General features: G+C 32.7%; 12 protein-coding genes. All 12 read left to right on the forward strand.

Annotation, left to right across the window (positions count from 1 at the left end; genetic code table 11):
* The first annotated feature begins 3 nt into the window (after positions 1-3).
* The 12 genes from Q0998_RS15935 (at position 4) to Q0998_RS15990 (ending at position 20,170) form a co-directional block, all read left to right on the forward strand.
* Positions 4-3,801, forward strand: a complete 3,798-nt coding sequence (locus Q0998_RS15935) for a fibronectin type III domain-containing protein (RefSeq protein ID WP_299671622.1) — start codon at positions 4-6, stop codon at positions 3,799-3,801.
* A 241-nt stretch (positions 3,802-4,042) separates the two neighbouring features.
* Positions 4,043-5,194 carry a FecR family protein gene (locus tag Q0998_RS15940; RefSeq protein ID WP_299671624.1) on the forward strand — a complete coding sequence of 384 codons (1,152 nt, stop codon included), beginning with the start codon at positions 4,043-4,045 and terminating at the stop codon, positions 5,192-5,194.
* A gap of 145 nt (positions 5,195-5,339) precedes the next feature.
* Positions 5,340-8,837: a TonB-dependent receptor gene (locus tag Q0998_RS15945; protein WP_299671626.1), complete on the forward strand. Its 3,498-nt coding sequence runs from the start codon at positions 5,340-5,342 to the stop codon at positions 8,835-8,837.
* A gap of 26 nt (positions 8,838-8,863) precedes the next feature.
* Complete coding sequence (locus Q0998_RS15950) at positions 8,864-10,246, forward strand: RagB/SusD family nutrient uptake outer membrane protein (protein WP_299671628.1); 1,383 nt, start codon at positions 8,864-8,866, stop codon at positions 10,244-10,246.
* A 19-nt stretch (positions 10,247-10,265) separates the two neighbouring features.
* Positions 10,266-11,936, forward strand: a complete 1,671-nt coding sequence (locus Q0998_RS15955; protein ID WP_299671630.1) for a PQQ-binding-like beta-propeller repeat protein — start codon at positions 10,266-10,268, stop codon at positions 11,934-11,936.
* 19 nt (positions 11,937-11,955) lie between these two features.
* On the forward strand, positions 11,956-12,888 hold the full coding sequence (locus Q0998_RS15960) for a glycerophosphodiester phosphodiesterase family protein (protein ID WP_299671632.1): 933 nt from the start codon (positions 11,956-11,958) through the stop codon (positions 12,886-12,888).
* Between the two features lie 2 nt (positions 12,889-12,890).
* Positions 12,891-13,808 (forward strand): glycerophosphodiester phosphodiesterase family protein, encoded by a 918-nt coding sequence (locus tag Q0998_RS15965; RefSeq protein WP_299671634.1) that lies wholly within the window; start codon positions 12,891-12,893, stop codon positions 13,806-13,808.
* 88 nt (positions 13,809-13,896) lie between these two features.
* On the forward strand, positions 13,897-15,201 hold the full coding sequence (locus Q0998_RS15970; RefSeq protein WP_299671636.1) for an MFS transporter: 1,305 nt from the start codon (positions 13,897-13,899) through the stop codon (positions 15,199-15,201).
* Between the two features lie 111 nt (positions 15,202-15,312).
* Positions 15,313-15,807 (forward strand): AraC family transcriptional regulator, encoded by a 495-nt coding sequence (locus Q0998_RS15975; RefSeq protein ID WP_299671638.1) that lies wholly within the window; start codon positions 15,313-15,315, stop codon positions 15,805-15,807.
* Positions 15,808-15,863: 56 nt separating this feature from the next.
* Positions 15,864-18,107: a glycerophosphodiester phosphodiesterase family protein gene (locus tag Q0998_RS15980; RefSeq protein WP_299671640.1), complete on the forward strand. Its 2,244-nt coding sequence runs from the start codon at positions 15,864-15,866 to the stop codon at positions 18,105-18,107.
* A 16-nt stretch (positions 18,108-18,123) separates the two neighbouring features.
* Positions 18,124-19,323, forward strand: coding sequence for a T9SS type A sorting domain-containing protein (locus Q0998_RS15985; protein WP_299671642.1), 1,200 nt, complete (start codon positions 18,124-18,126; stop codon positions 19,321-19,323).
* A gap of 499 nt (positions 19,324-19,822) precedes the next feature.
* A complete protein-coding gene (locus Q0998_RS15990) occupies positions 19,823-20,170 on the forward strand; it encodes a transposase (protein WP_299671644.1) in 348 nt (115 codons plus the stop codon).
* The last annotated feature ends 603 nt before the right edge of the window (positions 20,171-20,773 follow it).

Consider the following 20,773-nt stretch of genomic DNA (forward strand, 5'->3'; position numbering starts at 1 on the left):
TTTATGAAAGCACAAAAAAATCTAACAAGGCAGAATTCTAAAGTTACACATTCTTTATTTTCAACAGATAAAAGTATTAGTAAAAGTCCTTTTGTAAAAACAATTCTATTTAGTTTTACTTTAATGTTAATGTGTTCAAGCGCATTATTAGCGCAAACTACTCCAACAATTCCAAACCTTCGTTTAGTACATCTAGAAAGTACTAAAATAGGTGTTAGATGGGACTATTCAATAGCACCTGAGGGTATTAAAAATTATCATGTTACAACAACTAAACTTCCAAGTACTCAAATAAGCCAATATGTTGTTATACCAAATACAAATGGAATGCTACTTCAAGATTTTTTACCTGGTACTGAGTATAAGATTGAGATACAAGCCGAAGGCAATAATGATGTTTTTAGTAATACGTCTTCTATAGTGGCAACTACCTCATTAAATTTACTATGGACTGCCAATTTAGATAAAATATTCTACAATACGGGCAACGTAGGTATTGGTATAAATTCCCCATCTCAAAAGTTAGAGGTAGTTGGTAATGTTAAGGCTACAAAGTTTATTGGTAATGGTTCAGAACTTACAGGAATAGATGCTAGTCAAATAACAAATCTACCAACTACCAGCACTCCTAATGGTCCTATAACTTTAAAAGAGGGAAACGTTGCCCAAGGTCAAACTAAGAACCAAGCACTTTTCTCTTATAATGGAACCAATTCTTATTTACATGCTATTAAATCTAGACATAATTCTAATTTAACTGTGGGTAATGCATTAGATTTTTATGTATGGCAACCAGGAGATGGTATAGATAATGTAGGTACTAAACATGTTATGTCTCTTAACGAAGGTAGAGTAGGTATTAGTGGTGTTATGAACCCAACAGAAGCACTAGAAGTTGCAGGTAATGTAAAAGCTACAGAGTTTATTGGAGATGGGTCTAAACTTACAGGAATAGATGCTAGCCAAATAACTAATCTACCAACTACTAGCACTTTTAATGGTCCTATAACTTTAAAAGAAGGAAATGTTTATAATTCTCAAACCGAGAACCAAGCACTTTTCTCTCTTTACGGAACCAATTCATATTTACATGCTATTAAATCTAGACATAATGCTAATTCAACTGTGGGAAATGCATTAGATTTTTATGTATGGCAACCAGAAGATGGTATAGATAATGTAGGTACTAAACATGTTATGTCTCTTAACGAAGGTAGGGTCGGTATTGGTGGTGTTTTGAACCCAACAGAAGCATTAGAAGTTGCTGGTAATGTAAAAGCAGCAAAATTTATTGGAGATGGCTCGAAACTTACAAATATAGACGCTAATAATATTGCTAATCTACCAGCTAAAAATTTAACAACAACTTCTGGTGATATTCTATTAGAAAATAAGAAGGGTGAGAGAGTTATTTATACGTATTCTAGTGATGATGCTAATTGGAAAATAGGGATGGGTATAGACGTTGGGTTTGCTAAAAACTTAGCTAGAAGTCATACCCAGTATATCTCATATGCTAATTCTCCACATCAAGGTTTTGCTTTGGGGGTTAATGGAGGTTTATCAAGTTTTGAAGTAAATGGTACTCATGAGGCATTTTTTAGGGGTAATGTTGGTATTGGTACATACGATCCCACTCAAAAACTAGATGTAGCTGGTAATGTAAAGGCAGTAAAGTTTATGGGAGATGGTTCAGAGATTACAGGAATAGATGCTAGCCAAATAACTAATTTACCAACTACCAGTACTCTTAATGGTCCTATAACTTTAAAAGAAGGAAATGTTTATAATTCTCAAACCGAGAACCAAGCACTTTTCTCTTTTTACGGAACCAATTCATATTTACATGCTATTAAATCTAGACATAATGCTAATTCAACTGTGGGAAATGCATTAGATTTTTATGTATGGCAACCAGAAGATGGTATAGATAATGTAGGTACTAAACATGTTATGTCTCTCAACGAAGGTAGGGTAGGTATTGGTGGTGTTTTGAACCCAACAGAAGCATTAGAAGTTGCTGGTAATGTAAAAGCAGCAAAATTTATTGGAGATGGTTCGGAACTAGTAAATATAGATGTCAACCAACTAAAGTTAGGAAAAGAGCTATCTATTAATAGTCCTAATGAAGGGGATCAATCTACACTGTTTTTAGGTACTCCCTTTAGTCCTGGTGCCGCAAAAAAAACTGCGATTATTGCCAATGGAATTTCTAATTTGAGTAAAGCAGATTTACATTTTGCTTTAAAAAGTGAAGGTGACAACGCCCCAACTAACTCCGCTACACTTAATGATACTAAAATGATTATTAAAAATAACGGTAATGTTGGTATTGGTTCAACTATACCAACTGAAAAGTTAGAAATTAAAGAGGTGTATAGTGATTTAGGAGGAATGAACCTTCAAGGGCCAGGTTTACTATTCTCAAATTCTGCAGCTAATTCAACCTCATGGAGTGCAGGTGCTATTCACGGAGTTGTGGGTAATCCTAATGATATAGATAATTTTCCGGGAGGATTAACTTTTTCTGTTAAAAGCAAAGGTGGAGCTTATATGAATAAAGTAGATGAAGCAATGAGACTAGATTACAACGGTAATTTAGGTATTGGTACGACTACACCAACACAAAAATTAGAGGTAAATGGTAATGTAAAAGTGAGCGGTAACCTTAATGCTACCTCTTATCTTATGGATGAAAAACCGTTCGCAGAATTTGAGGAGAGTGACGTGTCCGATATTCTTCAGTTAACAGCAGATCAATTAAATTTAGTAAATAAAGAGGGTGAAGTTATTTTTAGTACAAATCCGTCTGTAGATACTAGAGGAGGTAATGATGAAAAAAATAGTGGCTGGAAAGCAAATAAAAGGGATTACACTAATGGAACTACTGTAAATCAAACTCCCACTACTACTACTTGGTTTAGCCCAAATATTCAATTGGCTATAGTAGACAATGCTGCTACTCCTGATACTGAGAAACAAAGGATTACAACACGTATTAAGAAATTTCAGACAGCAGATTTTAGTGGAGATTTAGTATTTGGTATGGGAATTGGAACAATGGGCGATTATCCATTTTCTATAGCGTCTAATGATAAAGTAAGATTGACTTTTAATAATAATAATTTTAGTCCCAGAGCTACTTTTAATACAGATGTTTCATTAGAACAAAATCGTAGCTTAAGATTGTTAAGAGGACAGATATTATTACAAGAAGGTAATTTAACTGTAGCGGAAGGTAGGGTTAGCAGCCCTTTTATAACGGCTGATTCGCTATCAATTGGCGGTCCAGCAGTTAAAGGTGCTAAATTATCTGTCGATGGGAGAGTATACATTTCTGAAGATGATTCAAAGTATAGCGATGATGTAGATACTGAAAGGGGATTTCGTGATCAAACTTCTGAAAACTTTAGGGATTATTTACTTTGGGTAGAAAAAGGAATTGTTAGTTCTGATTTTGCTATCTCAGACGTAGATGAATGGCCAGATTATGTCTTTAATAAAGAATATAATTTATTAAGTTTGGAAGAAGTAGAGCAAAACATAAAAGATAAAGGCTACTTGCATACGATGAGATCTGCTGAAGATATTTCTAAAAATGGTTTTACAGTTACTAATATGACCAAACGTATGGTGAAAACAATAGAAGAGTTAACCTTGCATACCATAGCGCAGGAAAAGCAAATAGATGCGCAAAAGAAACAATTAGATGAACAAACCAATAAATTTAGAAGTCAGAATAAATTGATCAATGAGTTATTTCTGCGTTTAGATAAGTTAGAGAAGCAGTCAAAAAATTAATTTTAAAATCAAAGAAATGATTAAAGACTGTAGAAAAAAGTAGGCTCTTTGACCATAACCCTTTGCCAGATAAATTCTTAATAGCATTCTTAAATAGTTTAATACGAATTCTAAATAGTTATAAGCTCCTGGTTCTTATTTATATAATTTTCATTAAAATAAATAAGAACTTTCAGTTAATTTTTAATGAGTTTATACATAGATTACCTTAAAACAAGAATGCTTAATAATATATAAATTAATGATTTTAAACAAAGTTCAAAATATCATTATAAAATACTTAAGCAGTCAAGCTTCTATTTCCGAATTGGATGCATTGGAAGTATGGTTAGAAAATTCTGATAATGAAAAGGAGTTTATTAAGTATGTTAAAGTGAATTATTTGATTGATATGAATCTTAAAGAATTTAAGACCAAAAAATCAGAAGAAAAATTATTGCAATTTATTTCTAAAGATAAAAAGGTATTTAAATTAAAGAAAGTTAAAATGTTCTTTAAGTATGCTGCATCAATTGCAATACTTATTTCAGCTTCATATTATTATACGGAAAATAATATCCAACCAACAGAAAAAAACATTTCATCCAAACAGATTACGCTAAAAATGGATAATGGTACTATTAAAGTAATTGATGAAAAAGGTTCTTTTACTATTCAAGACACCAAAGGAAATATTATTGGAAATCAACAAGGAAATGAATTAGTCTATGATACTAAAAAAGCAACAGATAAATTAGCATACAATACCATAACGGTTCCTTACGGAAAACGTTTTGCTGTAAAATTATCAGACGGCACTAAAGTTCATTTAAATGCAGGTACTTCATTTAGATATCCTGTAAAGTTTTTAAAGGGAAAAAATAGACAAGTTTTTATAGAAACTGGTGAAGCTTATTTTGATGTTGTAAAAGATGCAAAGCATCCTTTTATTGTGAACAACAATAATGTAAATATTAGAGTATTAGGAACTCAATTTAATGTAACTTCTTATCCTGAAGATTCAAATATAACGACAGTTTTAGTAGAAGGTTCTGTTAGAATATACGCATCAAAAGAAAAATATGATGCAAATAAATCAACTTTACTAAAGCCAGGATTTAAGGCAGATTGGAATAAGTACGATAATTTTATTAGTGTTGAAAAAGCTGATGTTGAAACTTATACAGCTTGGATAGATGGCAAAATCATCTTAAAGCACATTACCTTTAATAACATTATCAAAAAGTTGGAAAGACATTATGATATAGAAATAATTAATAACAACAAAGATTTAGGTAAAGATTTTATTACTGCAACTTTTGATATTGAAACAATAGCTGAAGTATTTAAAGTTATTAATGAGATTCATCCAATTAATTATACAATAACAAATAATAAAATAACAATTAATTAAAATTTAAAATAGGTAAACTAATGGCATAGAGAAATCAATGTTTGAAAAGTCAATTATACAAAAAAAAAATCGAAAGATGCTGGAACATCTCCCGATTAAATAATGCGACTAAAACTAATTAATCACTTAAATTCAAAACAAAAATATGAAAAAAGTTATTAGGATGGGTATAAATCATTCTTTTCAATTAAAACTCAATTTAAAAATGAGGATTACCACACTGCTGTTACTAGTATCTCTGTTCCAGTTGCATGCAAATGAATCTTATTCGCAAAAAACAAAAGTTACATTAGATTATAACAATGTGAGTTTAGAAACGGTATTTGATAAAATAGAATCTCTTACTGAATTTAAATTTATTTATAAGGACAAAGAAATAGATTACAAAAGAAAAATATCTATTAATGTTAAAAAGGAAGCTTTATCTAAAGTTTTAAAGAAATTATTTTCTAAATCACAGATCTCTTTTTCGGTAACAGGAAAACAAATTATTTTGAAAGCAAATAGAGTAGATTCAAAAATAAACATTCCAATAAAGGGTAAAAGTCAGCAAATAAAAATCTCTGGAACTATTGTAGACGATAATAATTTGCCTTTGCCTGGGGCGAGTATTATAGAAAAAGGTTCAGCAAATGGAACACAAACTGATTTTGATGGAAATTTTTCACTCACTCTTAAAAATGAAGAGGCTGTACTAGTAATCAAATATTTAGGATACTCAACGAAAGAAGTTCCCGTTAAAGGCAAAACAAACTTTAAAATAGTTTTAACTGAAGATGCAGCTACTTTAGATGAAATTGTAATTATTGGTTATGGCCAGAAAAAGAGCAGGAATTTAACAACATCAGTTTCAAAACTCAATTACAAAACCTTAACAGATCAAAACGTAACAAGTTTTGATCAGGCCTTGTCTGGTCAAATTGCAGGCGTACGAGTAACACAATCTTCAGGAGCTCCTGGTGGTAATATTTCAGTTCAAATTAGAGGTACTGGTCTTAGTGGTGGCCAACCGCTTTATGTAATTGATGGAGTTCCCCTTGATAATGATTTACAAGGAGCCACTGGAACAGTGTCAGCTGCTGAACAAAACACAAACCCATTAAGTACTATTAACCCAGATGATATTCTATCTATTAATGTATTAAAGGATGCTGCTGGTGGCGCAATTTATGGTTCTAGAGGATCTAATGGTGTGGTTATTATTACCACCAAATCCGGTAAAAAAGGAAAAATGAAAGTATCTTATAAGAGTACTTTTGGTTTACAAACAGTGTTGAATAAGGTTGATGTCCTAGATGCTTATGAATATGCACAGTTAAGTATAGACGGGCAAAACGAGAATTATATTAATAATAATCCTGGAGGAAATCCAGACAGAGCTATTACAGATCCCAATGGTGTAAGAGCAAATAGAGGACCTATTGCTCCAGTATTATACCCCTATGCAGCGGGTATACAAGGTTTAACGAATACCGACTGGCAAGATGAAATTTTTAGACTAGCTGAAATGAATAATCATAATATTTCAGTTTCTGGAGGTTCAGACAATTCTAATTATTATGTGTCTGGAAATTTTCTTCAACAAGAAGGGGTTGTCATTAATTCAGGTTTTAAAAGATATGCATTTCGAATGAAATACAATGTAGATCAAGAAAAAGTTAAATTTGGTATAAATATAGCACCTTCTTATACCGACTATGACATTGTGCAAACTGAAGGTCCATACTTTAGGGGAGGGATTATTTCTGCGGCAAATTTATATGCTCCGGTATTTCCAGTATACAATCCAGACGGTACCTTCAATTTTGGAGGGAACAATTGGGGTTTTGGTCATACAAACATAATTAACCCTGTGGCAACCGCTACGCTCTTAGAAGATAGAAAACAACAATATAGATTACTTGGTAATGCTTTTTTTAGTTATGAAATATTTAAAGATTTAACCTTTAAAACCAGTGTAGGTGTAGATATTAACCATTTTAAAAGAGATACCTATAGCCCATCTACACTTGAAATAAGAGGAAGGTCTGGTATTGCTGAAGCTTTTGCTAGAACAAAAAGTGACTATGTAACGAATGTATTGTCTGAAAACACATTAGCTTACAACAAGCAGTTGGGTTTGAATCATAATATAAATGGTGTTGCTGGGTTTTCTGCTCAAAAAAACAGAACAGAGCGAAGTTTTGCAAGATCTACAGGATTTCCAAACGATTTATTGCAAACACTTAATGCAGGTACTATTGCTGAAACAGCAGAATCAAATGGTTCTGAATGGGCTTTATTATCTTATTTTTCGAGATTAGAATATAATTATGATGAGAAATATTTCTTTTCTGTCTCTGCAAGAGCAGATGGGGCATCTCGTTTTGGAACTAATTCAAAATGGGGGTACTTTCCTTCAGCTTCTTTAGGATGGATCGCTTCCAAAGAAAAATTCTTTGAGAACATACCGTTTGTTAATTTCTTAAAATTTAGAGGAAGTTATGGTGAAACAGGAAATTTTGATATCCCAAATTACGCTCCTATTGCCTTATTGGCAGCCGATAACTATGTATTTGGTGCAGGCGAAGATATAGCGAATGGTCTAAAGCCAGGTAATTTACCAAATGATAAATTAACTTGGGAGACAAAAATATCTTGGAATGCTGGTCTAGACATTGCTTTGTTTAATAATAAGTTAGATTTTACTTTCGATGTATATAACGAAACTTTTACTGATTTTCTTTTTGATGTTCCTGTGCCTGCTTTTACAGGGTTTTCATCTTTTTTACAAAATCGTGGTAAAGTAGAAAATTTAGGATTTGAGATGGCTGCCACCTTCCGCCAAGATATAGGAAATGTAAAAGTTACTGCAAATGTTAATTTTTCTCAAAATAGAAATAAAGTGTTAGAACTTGGCCCTGGAGGAAATCCTATCACATTGCGTGGGGGCGCTTCTGGTGCAGATTATATTACCAAAATTGGGGAGCCAATGGGGTCTTATTTTTTATATGTATCAGACGGTGTATTTGCAAATCAAGACGAAATAGATGCTGTACCCCATTTTGCTGGTACGAGACCGGGAGACGTTCGCTACGTAGATATGGACAGCGATGGAGATGTTGATGCGGATGACAGAACCATTGTAGGAAGTTATTTCCCAGATTATACAATTGGGGGTAACCTTAATCTAAAATATAAGTTTATTGATTTAGGAGTTGCAGTATCTAGTGTACAAGGAAATGAAATTTTAAACCTACATCGTAGATATTCTTATAATGTTACAGGTAACTTTAATCAATTAGCAGGAGCGGTAAACCGCTGGAGATCTGAGGACAACCCTGGTGATGGTCAAACGATGAGAGCTAAAAGTAGTACAGGAAGAAATACTTTAATTTCTACAAGATTTATAGAAGATGGTTCTTTTGTAAAAATTCAAAACATATCACTTGGGCTTACAATTCCTTCAGAAGTATTGGAACAATTTAAAATATCTCAAGCGAGACTTTCAGTGAATGTTCAAAACCCATTTATATGGACTAAATATACGGGGTATAACCCAGAAGTGAACGCAAGACCTAATGAACCTACTAGAGCAGGTGAAGATTATGGGTCATATCCTATTGCTAAAGTTTTTACATTAGGAATAAACGTAACGTTTTAAAAAGTATGAAACCAAATATGAGACGAATGAAAAATATAATTATAATAATAGCCGTGTTTTTAGTTACCACTTCATGTAGTGAAGACTTTATAAATCTAACACCTTTTTCTCAAGCCAATGCTGATGATTTTTATAAAACAGCTAATGATTTTGAAAATGCTGTAAATGCGGCGTATGATGTGCTTCAAGACGGCAGATTATATGGAGATAGATTTGAATTTTTATTGGAAGTAAGATCTGATAATGGTGAGTTTAATGATCCTGCCTCAAATGTAGGCGTGCCATTTAATATAGATAAATTTCAAGTAAGGGCTGACAATTCTTGGGTAGAAGGCGCCTATGATGCGCTGTATGATGGTGTAAATAGATGCAATATTGTTTTAGGACGTATAGAAAATGCAGATTTTGATGCCGCTTTAGCAAATAGACTAAAGGGAGAAACTCAATTTTTAAGAGCTCTTTACTATTTTCATTTGGTACAACTTTATGGGAATGTACCTTTAATAACTACTGAATTATTGCCTTCAGAAACTAGTAATGTTAAAAGAGATCCTATTACTGAAATTTATACGCAAATAGAAACAGATTTAAAAGTAGCATCCAGTTTTTTACCAATATCTTATTCTCAAGATAATTTAGGAAGAGCAACCCAAGGCGCTGCTTACGGTTTATTGGCGAAAGTCTATTTAACTCAAAACAAATTTAGTCTTGCAAAAATTGAGTTAGAAAAAGTAATCAATTTAAATACCTACAGTTTATTACCCAGTGTTTCTGCCGTTTTTAGTCCAAGTAATGAGATGAACGCAGAAATTTTGTTTGCAGTGCGTTATAAAAAAGGTGAAGGTGGTGAAGGGCTTTCCTTAACATTTAATTATACTCAAAACCCAACGGTTTCGACAGATTTAATAAATGCTTACGATTTACTTGACGAAAGACTGCCATTAGCGCAGTATGTAACCGTTTCAGGAGATTTAAGGGTTCCTCAAAAATACTTTGACGTATTATCTACAAGTAATAATGTAGGTAATGACATTATTGTGTTGAGATATGCAGATATATTATTGATGTATGCAGAAGTGTTAAATGAAGAAGGGTATGTTGCGGCAGATGATAGTCCTGCTTTTCAAAGTTTAAATACCGTTAGAGAACGTGCTGGACTATTACCGCTTACCACTATAGAACTCGCAGATCAAACTACATTCCGAACTGCAGTTTTAAAAGAAAGACGTTTAGAGTTAGCTTTAGAATTTCATAGATGGTATGATTTAAAGAGAACCAATACTGCTATTTCAACATTTGCAGCGCTTGGTACAACAGTGCCAGAATGCAGACTTATTTATCCAATTCCACAAGATGAGATAGATATTGTTGCAGATTTAGTTAGATTTCCACAGAATGATTGTTATTAAAATTTAATACATACAAAAAATGAAAAATATTAATTATTATATATATGCCACGGTTTTTCTTTTTATTGCTTTCATAGGGTGTAAAGAGGATGATCTTTTACCCACCAATGCATTGCCAGAAGCAAATTTCACAATGAATCCAGAAGCACCAGTAAAAGGAGAACCTATATTATTTACAGATGCTTCAACTGATTTAGATGGAAAGATTACATATTGGTTGTGGAATTTTGGTGATGGAAAAGTTTCTCAAGAGCAAAATCCAACACATACTTTTGATTTCGCAACAGGTTATGAAGTAAGATTAACGGTTAAAGATGATAAAGGTGATGAAGATACTGTAAAACAGGAATTTATTGTATCAGATCCACTTGTACCAAACGTGCCGCCAACAGCGTCATTTTCTATTTCTGGAGAACTATTTCAAAAAGGAGCAGAAGTTGGGTTTACAGATAATTCAACAGATTCTGATGGTGTAATAATCTCATGGGCTTGGGATTTTGGAGATGGAAATACAGCCACTACCCAAAATCCGATTCATTTTTATGGAGACGTAGGTTCTTTTACAGCAACTTTAACCGTTACGGATAATTCTGGAGATGCTTCAACCACTTTTACAAAAGATGTAAATATTTGGGGTTCAAAATGGTCTTATGCAACTACAGGTGAGATTAAACCAAGTACTCCAGCAATAGCTGACGATGGGACTATTTATGTAGGATCAGACGACGATTCATTTTATGCTATCAACAATGACGGAACACTCAAATGGTCTTTTCCAACGGGAGGAAATATTAGAAACTCTCCTTCTATTGCTTCAGATGGAACCATCTATATAGGTTCTGATGATGATAATTTATATGCTTTAAACCCTGATGGTACTATGAAATGGTCTTTTGATACGGGTGGTAATGTAAATGTAACTTCAAGTGCTATAGGTACTGATGGTACTATTTTTACAGGTGGATCTGCAGATACTCTTTTTGCATTAAATCCAGATGGTATAGAAAAATGGAATTATCCAGCGGGTGGTGACATTTTAAGTATTGCATTGGCGGGCGACATTCTTTATTTTACACATAATGGCGGGCGAAATATTGTATCGGTAAACGCAACAAATGGTGCTGTAAATTGGTCTATACCTCACGGAGCATTTACAGGAGGAAGCATGGCAATTGACGCTGATAATACTGTTTATTTTCAAGGAGATCTTGGAGGTGGCGCAGGAAAAATATGGGCTATAAAGTCAGATGGTACAGAAAAATGGTCCTTTCCGCTTACGGGCTCTGCTAGTAGAGGTGGTGTGGTTCTATCAAGTGACGGAACTCTATACGCATCAACCAAGGAAACGTCAGATCATTTTAGAGCGATAAATAGTGCCGATGGTACAGAAAAATGGTCATACACAACTAAAGGAAAACTGTCTGCGTCAGCTGCAGTTGACAGTGATGGCAATGTTTACATTGGTGGTGAAGATGATTCATTGTATGTTCTGGACGCTAGCGGTAATTTGAAGTTTGAATTTGTTACGGGTGGTAATATCTGGGGTTCTGCAACTATTGGCACAGATGGAACCGTTTATTTTGGCTCTTATGATGGTAATTTATATGCGATGGAGTTTTTTGCTTCTGGACTGGACACAGGGGTTTGGCCTAAATTAGGTGCGAACTTAAAAAACACAACAAGTAAATAAAATTCTTAAAAAAAATAAAATGAAAATTATAATAAATAAAATTATAAAAAACTGGAAAACAGTGTTTTCAATTAGTGCTTTTGTTGCTGTTACCTCTATTTTTAGTTGCAGTCAAGACCCAGAGTATACAATCCCAACAAACCCACCAATTGAAATAGACCCTTTGGTAATTCCAATTAACGAGTTATATAAAGATTTAGATTTTACTGCCATTGCTGGGCATAGATGTTACAGTAGAAAATCACCCGAAAATTCTCTAGCAGCCATTCAAGATGCACTTGATTTAGGGATAGAAATTTTAGAAGCAGACATTCAAACCACTGCAGATGATATTCCTATCTTGTTACATGACACCACTGTTGACAGGACGACCAATGGCACTGGCATAGTAGCTAATATGAACTTTGGGAATTTGAGTAATTTTAGATTAAAAAATAATCGTAACGGTGCAGTTATAACAGACGAAAATATTCCAACATTAGAGCAAGCGCTTTTAAAAATAAAAGGGAAAAAGATATACATGCACCTTGAGGTAAAGGACAAAAAATTTAGTCAAGTCATTAGAGTCATAAAAAGTACTAAATCAGAAAATCAAGTTATTTTATTTGCAGACAGAAGAGAAGATTACAAAATCATAGATACTTTTGTAGGTATTTATATGAATCCTGTTTGTAGAACTGCCGCTGATTTTAACTTTTATATTAGTAAATCTAAAGTAGTGATGCTAAACTTGGCAGGAAGTCAGTTTAATGGAGATAACACTTTAGCAGCAAAAAATAATAATAAATTAACTTGGAGAGGGATTTCAGGTGATTCAGAAGATTTAGAGCTTATTTCAGGAGCTACTTTAACCCCAGATCTAGATGAGCTCATTCAAATTAATCCTTCAATTATTAATACGGACTTTGCCGATTTAATGATTCCTTACTTAAAAAGTAAAAATAAAAGATAGTTATGAGAGCAATTCTAATTTTATTGATTTTTATTTTCTCATGTACTGTAAAAAGTGAAAATGATCAAGCTTCCAATAATAGTAAAGAGGTTAGAAATTCATCTACAATTTTAGAAAACTATTTAAATAATAGTAATATTCTAGTAGTTGCACATAGAGCCGATTGGAGAAATGCCTGTGAAAACTCAATTCTAGCAATTGAAAACGCTATGGATATGGGTGTTGATATCATTGAAATTGATTTAAAGAAAACTTCTGACAATAAGCTGATTTTAATGCATGACTATACTCTAAATCGGACTACAACAGGTAATGGATATGTGAAAAATCACACTTTAGAAGAAATCAAACAATTATATTTAAAAGATGGTGCTGGTCATAAGACACTATTTAAAGTACCAACTTTAAAAGAAGCATTGTTAGTTGCAAAAGATAAAGTACTTATAAATTTAGATCAGTCATTTGAGTATTTTGAACATGTACTACCCGTTTTAAAAGAAACAAATACAATGGGGCAAATTATTATTAAAGGCTATAATAAACCTTTAGATTCTGTCAAGAAAAAATTAGGTACATACATAGATTCTTTACAATATATGCCAATTATTAAATTGGGAAAAAAAGGATATAAAAAATTGTTTGATGAGGTATTAAATTACCCGTTTGAAGGCGTTGAATTTACCTTTGCATCAGACACTATTCCTGAAGTTAATAGACTTCATGAATTTAAAAAATCAGGAACGCGTGTTTGGGTAAATTCTTTATGGGCAGAACATAATTCAGGACATCATGATGATAGAGCCCTAAAAGACCCAGATAATTCTTATGGCTGGTTAATCTCAAAAGGAATTAATATCATCCAAACTGATAGACCACAGTTATTATTAGAATATTTGAAAAATAAAAACTTACATGATTAGAGATACAAAAAATCTTTTGTAATTAATTTGAATTAGTTGAAAAGGTATAGTGTTTTTAATACGTCCCTTTTTTAATAAAAAATTAAAAATGATAAAATACTTTAAAAAATCTGCTGAAACACCAATTATTGGAAATGAAGTAGCGCAAATAAAAAAATACAAATCCCTTAAATGGCAAGTATTTATATCTGCTACTTTGGGTTATGGTTTGTATTATGTATGCAGATTAAGTATTAACGTGATTAAAAAACCAATAGTTGACGCTGGCGTTTTAACGGAATCTGAATTAGGAATTATTGGTTCTGCACTCTTTTTTTCTTATGCAATAGGGAAATTAACCAATGGTTTTTTAGCAGATCACAGTAATATTAAACGATTGATGGCAACAGGACTCCTAATATCTGCATTGGCAAATTTAGTTATGGGCTTTACTGCTACTTTTTTATTTTTTGCTATTTTTTGGGGAGTAAATGGTTGGGTACAATCAATGGGTGCTCCCTCTTGCATTGTTTCACTATCAAGATGGTACAAAGATTCAGAGCGAGGAAGTTTTTATGGTTTTTGGAGTACTAGTCACAATATTGGTGAGGCATTAACCTACATCTTAACAGCAGTTGTTGTTTCTTACTTCGGTTGGGAATGGGGTTTCAGAGCAGCAGCTATTGTTGGTTTATTAGGCGCATTAATAATTTCAATTTTCTTTCACGATTCCCCTGAAAGTAAGGGGTTACCTCCCGTAAATGAAGATTTTAAAAAAGATAAAACGTCAACCTGGGAAGAACAAAAAGGTGTTTTAAAAAACCCCTATGTATGGATTTTAGCGCTGTCAAGTGCCTTTATGTATATTTCAAGATATGCCGTAAATAGCTGGGGACCTTATTATTTTGAAGCAGCAAAAGGATATACATTAACACAAGCCAATAGTTTAGTAGCTATTAGTGCTGTTTGTGGAATTTTAGGAACGGCTTCTTCAGGTTTTATATCAGATAAACTCTTTAAAGGGAGAAGAAATATGCCAGCATTTATTTTTGGGCTGATGAATGTATTTGCACTTTCACTTTTTTTATTAGGTCCTATAAACATGTGGTGGTTAGATGTTATAAGTATGGTGCTTTTTGGCTTGGGTATTGGAGCGTTAATTTGCTATTTAGGTGGTTTAATGGCGGTCGATATTGCCTCAAAGAAAGCATCTGGAGCTGCTTTAGGTATTGTAGGTATCATGAGTTATGTTGCAGCCGGTATTCAAGATATTGTAAGTGGTTATTTAATTGAAAACAACAAAGCCATCTTAAATGGAGAAACCATTTATAATTTTGATACCATTTCTGTTTTTTGGATAGGAGCTGGTGCTCTTTCTGTTTTATTAGCATTACTTGTTTGGAAAAAAACATAATAAATAAAAGGAGTAGGTTATGAAATGTTTGCAACGCATCAATAGATAATAATTCAAGTAAAAAAACTATTAAATGAATGTTTAATTAATAAATTAATAAAAGAAGAAATTATGAAATCTGAACAAAATAATAATACACTGTCTGACCTTGCGACGACTATAACTTCCGAGAATAATATTATATGCAATGAATTTTTTAATTTCTTGTATAAAAAATATTCCTTTCAAAAACAAATAGAAGTTGATGTTTTTGTTAATGAAAAATTTCCTTTAAACGATAAGGAATGGCTAAAAAAAATGGAAGTACTAGTTCTAGAGCAGATCATTTTCAAAAAGAAATCATGGGAAGTTATTACAAGTGAACAAAGTATTAATCAGCCGAAATTAAGAAAACGAATTGTTGAAGTTTCTGGGACAAACCTTGTTGAATTTCAAAAGAAAATTCAGTTTAAACTAGCCTGTAATTTATTAACTACTAAAAGTAATTTAAATATCAAGGAAATTTCAAAAATGGTAGGATATAGAGACGTACGTTATTTTTCAAAAGAATTTAAAAAATATTTTAGAGTGATACCCACAGTTTACAGAAAACTTGCTCTTAGTTAATAATTTTCTTCTTTAGAAAAAATATTCAATTTAATTATAAACAAAAATCGATACTTATGATGAAGCATATTAGTACTAAGACAAATACTGTTGTATTGGCCTTTCTTTTTACATTTTTAGGCTTATGGCAAGTAAATGGACAAAACCAACGAACCATCAGTGTAGCAAAAGCGTTAAGTTTTACAGAGGACTATGGGGTAATAATAAAATCCTCCTATACTGGTAGTGGCAGTGTTATTGTGAAAATGAGGGGAATTAATGAGGAATTCGGACACTATAGTTGTGGTCTTAATAGTGCCTATGAAATACCCGCAAAGATACTTTTATATAATGCTGAAGTCGACGCAAGCCGTCGGGGTCAAATAAATAATGGGGCTGGGCTGAAAGGAACAGTTTACAATTCATTTGCTTTTTTAAATTGCGTTTCATCTAAAAACAACTTTTTTCAAGATGTACTAACAAATTGGCCTTCATTCTATAGACGTAATATTCGAACGTATAATCGTGTTATGAACCAACCATGGTTTTATAGAATTACTGAAAGGCTTAAAGCAGCAACAGTTCCAGTTACAATTGAAGTAGAATACACAGGGGATATGGGACCTGAAGCTATAGAGAAGTTTGTTTTACCAGGTATAACGCTTACTCCAGAAGATCTTACTAACTCAACATTTGTTAAGGGAATTAATTTTTTTATTAGAAAGGCCGTAGACAATAATACAATCTCTAGTAGGCTTCCTAAGTATCTCAATCATTTAGAAATTACGGAGAATTTGATTAGTAAAGCTGAAAATTTGCAATATGAAATAGCTGTTCCAAGAAAGCTGAATACAATTCCTAGCACTTTTAAAACGCGTGATGCTGGTTCATTTACAACCAATTTAATAGTATACCCAAAAGATAATAAATTTTATGTAGTTTCTCTTACAAATCCAATCTCTAAAATGGCACCTAACGATAATCTTATATGCGAAGAAATAAGGCCCATTTTCAAAGCAAAACTCAATAATGAGTCCAAAACTTATAAGTTGTATAAAATAACTTCACCTTCAAATATTGGTCGAGTCTTTATTACAAAAGTTGGAAAAGCCGGACCCTTTCCTGCTGCGAAAGGTTTCCTTGGAGTTAAAAGGATTGCAGATACTGATATTAATCGAAAATTTCTAAATAAAAAAGATTTGGCCGATAATGAAAAATTCCTGATCGCTTGGCATAGAGGATTTTGGAGAGATTCTCCAGAGAATACACTTCAATCTATTGATGCTGCAAGAGCTTATTTAGCGAGTAGTGATTTGTTAGAACTTGATGTTTCTCGTGCTAAAGATATTACTAGCGAGGGCGTTCATAATTATGTACTATTTCATGATCCATTTATGTTTAGAGGATCTAGCACTGGTCCCAATAAAAATGAAGATCAGTGTATTGATCCCTACGACAAACTACTGGTTGAAAGTCCCTTGCTTGCTGCTGCAAAACGTGATGATTTAAGAAATACGCTCAAAAGTCGCTTTCCAGGATATACAGAAGAGGAATATGATAATTGGATAAAGGGACCAACTAATTTTACAAAAGATCAACTTATAGCCATGAAAGTAAGAGATCGATTTGGATGCTTAACAGATATCACAATTCCTACCCTTGGTGAGGCAATACAAAAAGCAAAAGAAAACAATTTTCCTATTATTGTAGATAAAGGATGGGATGATATTGACGGCATTTACTGGGAGGCCATCAAAAATGGTTACGAAGATAATGTTTTCTTCAAAGGAGCAGCAGATGGAAGAAAAGTAGAAAAACTCCGGCTAATGTATGGAGACGAAATGTTTCAACAAATTGCTTATACACCCTTCTATTTTGATAATCAGGCTCAAAGAGACAAAGATGTAGATTTCACAAATATTGTTATTTGGTGTGAAGAATTTGTAACTGCTGAATTTAAAGGTTGGAACATACCAGGGTTTGAACTTCAAATCAAATTGAAAGTATCAGATGGTAGCAATGTAAAACTTGGATTCTCTCCGAAGGGTACCACAAGACTGTTAGATTTCAATAAGAAATACACGGCTACCAAATGGATGGGGATTACGCAGGTTAATCCTACTGCTTATAATGGTTTTGATAACAAAATTATTTTTATGGATGTAAACGAAATCCCAACAGATGCTAACCCCTATAGTTCTAGATGGGACAGACGTGCAGATTTGGATTTTAACTTGAACTATATAAAAGCCGATTACTGGACTACTGATAGACCAGATGTAGTTCATGAATTTTTGAAAACAATTGGAAAATTTGATTAATTTAAAAACTAAACATATGAAAATTTTAATAATATTAATGTTTTTTTGCAGCCCATATTTGTTAAATGCACAATCTCATAGAATTTGGTGGACTTTTGATAGCGATGATGTAGCTCAAGTTAATGGGACTTCTACTTTTAAAGCGTTTGATTATCCATCAGGTTCTAATCAAACAACTGTTATACCTGATTTAACAGCCGAAATTAGTAATACAATCCTTTATGTTGACGATCGTTATGGAGCTAAAGGAGCAATCTTATTTAATGATCCTGGAGCTGCAATCAATTTCTCATCATCGTCTAGCAGTCAAACTGGCGATCAAGCTAAATTTTTTGGACTTGCTCCCTTTTATAGCCAAGCTGATAGCATGGATGAAATGACCGTTTCAGTTTGGGTAAATTTTAAAAATGAAACGGGAAATGAACGAATTATTTTTGGGGCCAGTGAAAATCCATTTAGTCCCATAAAATTTGGCCTCTCATTAAGAAACACAACGCTTTATCTAAAACAGTATTATACAACACCAGCAGCAAACATCGGCAAAGAATGGGACTATGAACTCTTTAAGCCAGGAGCCTTTGATGCAGGAAGGGGATGGTATCATGTTACTGTTATCTTTGCAAAGACCCAAAAGTATATGCGTGTTCTTATTGGTAAACCAAATGGTGGTGCTGAATATGGACCTAGTACTGACCCTAATATCCCAGGGAATAATAAATTGAAAAGAGAATTTGATGGTAGATTAATATGGGTTCCTGGTATACGAGAAAAGTTAAAAAACTTTAACTATTGGGGTATTCGCAATGCTAATGGACTTATTTTCGATGATCTGATGGTTTACAACAGAGCGTTAACGTTAGATGAGGCAAAAAATGCTTATTTTGAGCAAAAGGTAGCAGTACCAGTATCAAAATCATCTTTAATAGTTAAAACAATCGTCGGCGAATCAGAATTAATAGAAGATATGGTTTTATACCCAAATCCTACCAGTGGATTGGTAACAATAAGTTTACCATCAAACATAAAAGATGGAACTAAATTAAAGCTAAAACTCTTAAGTTTATTAGGAAGTAGGTTATGGGAAGCTAATACTATTGTGCAAAGTAATGTAATTAAAAAAGATTTAAAGAACGGTTTGAATTTACCTTCAGGCATATATATAGTAAGTTTAGAGGGACAGGGTTTTTATGAAAAAAGAGAAATTTACATAGAATAGTTTTAACCAATTATTTGGTTGAACCATTTTTTGATTAAAAGCGATTTCTTCTGAAGTCGTTTTTTTTTAGATAAAATTTAAGGTTCTACTCAAATTTACTTTAAACCAAAAATCTACTACTTTATTAATATTAAGGTGTTTTTAACACGAGGTTATTTGGTAATAACTCCGTAGAACTTTTTAATCTATGTAATTGGGTTATCCATTTAGTTCTCAAAAACATGATATTTGAAAATTAAGAATTTGTCTAAACCATTGGTGTTAAAAGGACTTACAATATAAGATCTTTACAAGGCATTGTATAATTTCTTATTAATTTGCATTTTTATCTTATGAAATTTATACAACAACTTACATTAGCAGATAGAATTTGTGATCTCCGCACACGAAAAATAAAACGCGCTTTTTTCACCCAATTAAATTGAGATTCCGTTACCAAAGTTTTAAAACAGCACTATATCAAGGGTAGAAGTGCCATAGGCAAACCAAGCTATAATGTTTGTTACTTTTTAAAATTAGTTTACTACAAACATGGTATGGTTTGAGTGATTATGAAGTTGAAGATCGAGTAAACGATAGCATTTGCTGTAGTTACTTTTGTGGCTTACATATAGATGCTGTGTCACCAGACCACAGTACATTAAGTTGTTTTAGAAGCATCATGCCAAAAGCAAAAGCTTACGAGTCTTTTTTTAAAGAAATAAACCAACAGCTAGAAGCGCATATTATCACTGTAAAAACTAGCGCTATAAATGATGACAGTGTTATGGATACAACTTTAAAACCCAAAGGCAAAACCAATCATAAAGTAATAGAGGACAGACAGAAAAGACGAACAAGAAGTTGAGGTTATAAAAGAGTATGCAAATTCTGTAGATACTGATTCTGCATGGTTAAAAAAGATACGGTGCTTATAGATTTTGTTACAAAAAGCACCATGTGACAGACAATTATGGCCTAGTTTTAGGACGTTCCTTTAAAAGCAGACAAAGGCTATCAATCAAATAAAAACGAAGAGATACTAAAAACGAAGTTTAAAAACATATCCTAAAAAAGGCTTAAAAAAAAAACTGTTAATCCTTTGAGAAAAGAAATTCAATAAACTTATCGGAAAACAAGATTTAAGTTAGAACGCAAATTTGGCAGTATAAAGCGATGGTTTTGTGGTGGAACAGCAAGACATAGAGGTGTCTATAAAATGTATACTTAAAACCTCAAGGAAGCCATGAATTACATTTTGTATCGAAGTACATAGATAATTGCGTCTAATTGTAAAAATTAAGAAAAATACGGTTTGAAAAACAAGCATATAAACCCAAAACACAATAAAAAGTATACTAAAAGACAAAACTTAACTAAAAAAGAAACAAAAAGATCTAGCCCACATTGAATGATTCTTTTGCAACGGTCTTAATATATTGAAAAATAAAATACGAAACTTAAATGGTAA

It is taken from the genome of uncultured Polaribacter sp., assembly GCF_947501385.1.
Lineage (GTDB): Bacteria > Bacteroidota > Bacteroidia > Flavobacteriales > Flavobacteriaceae > Polaribacter.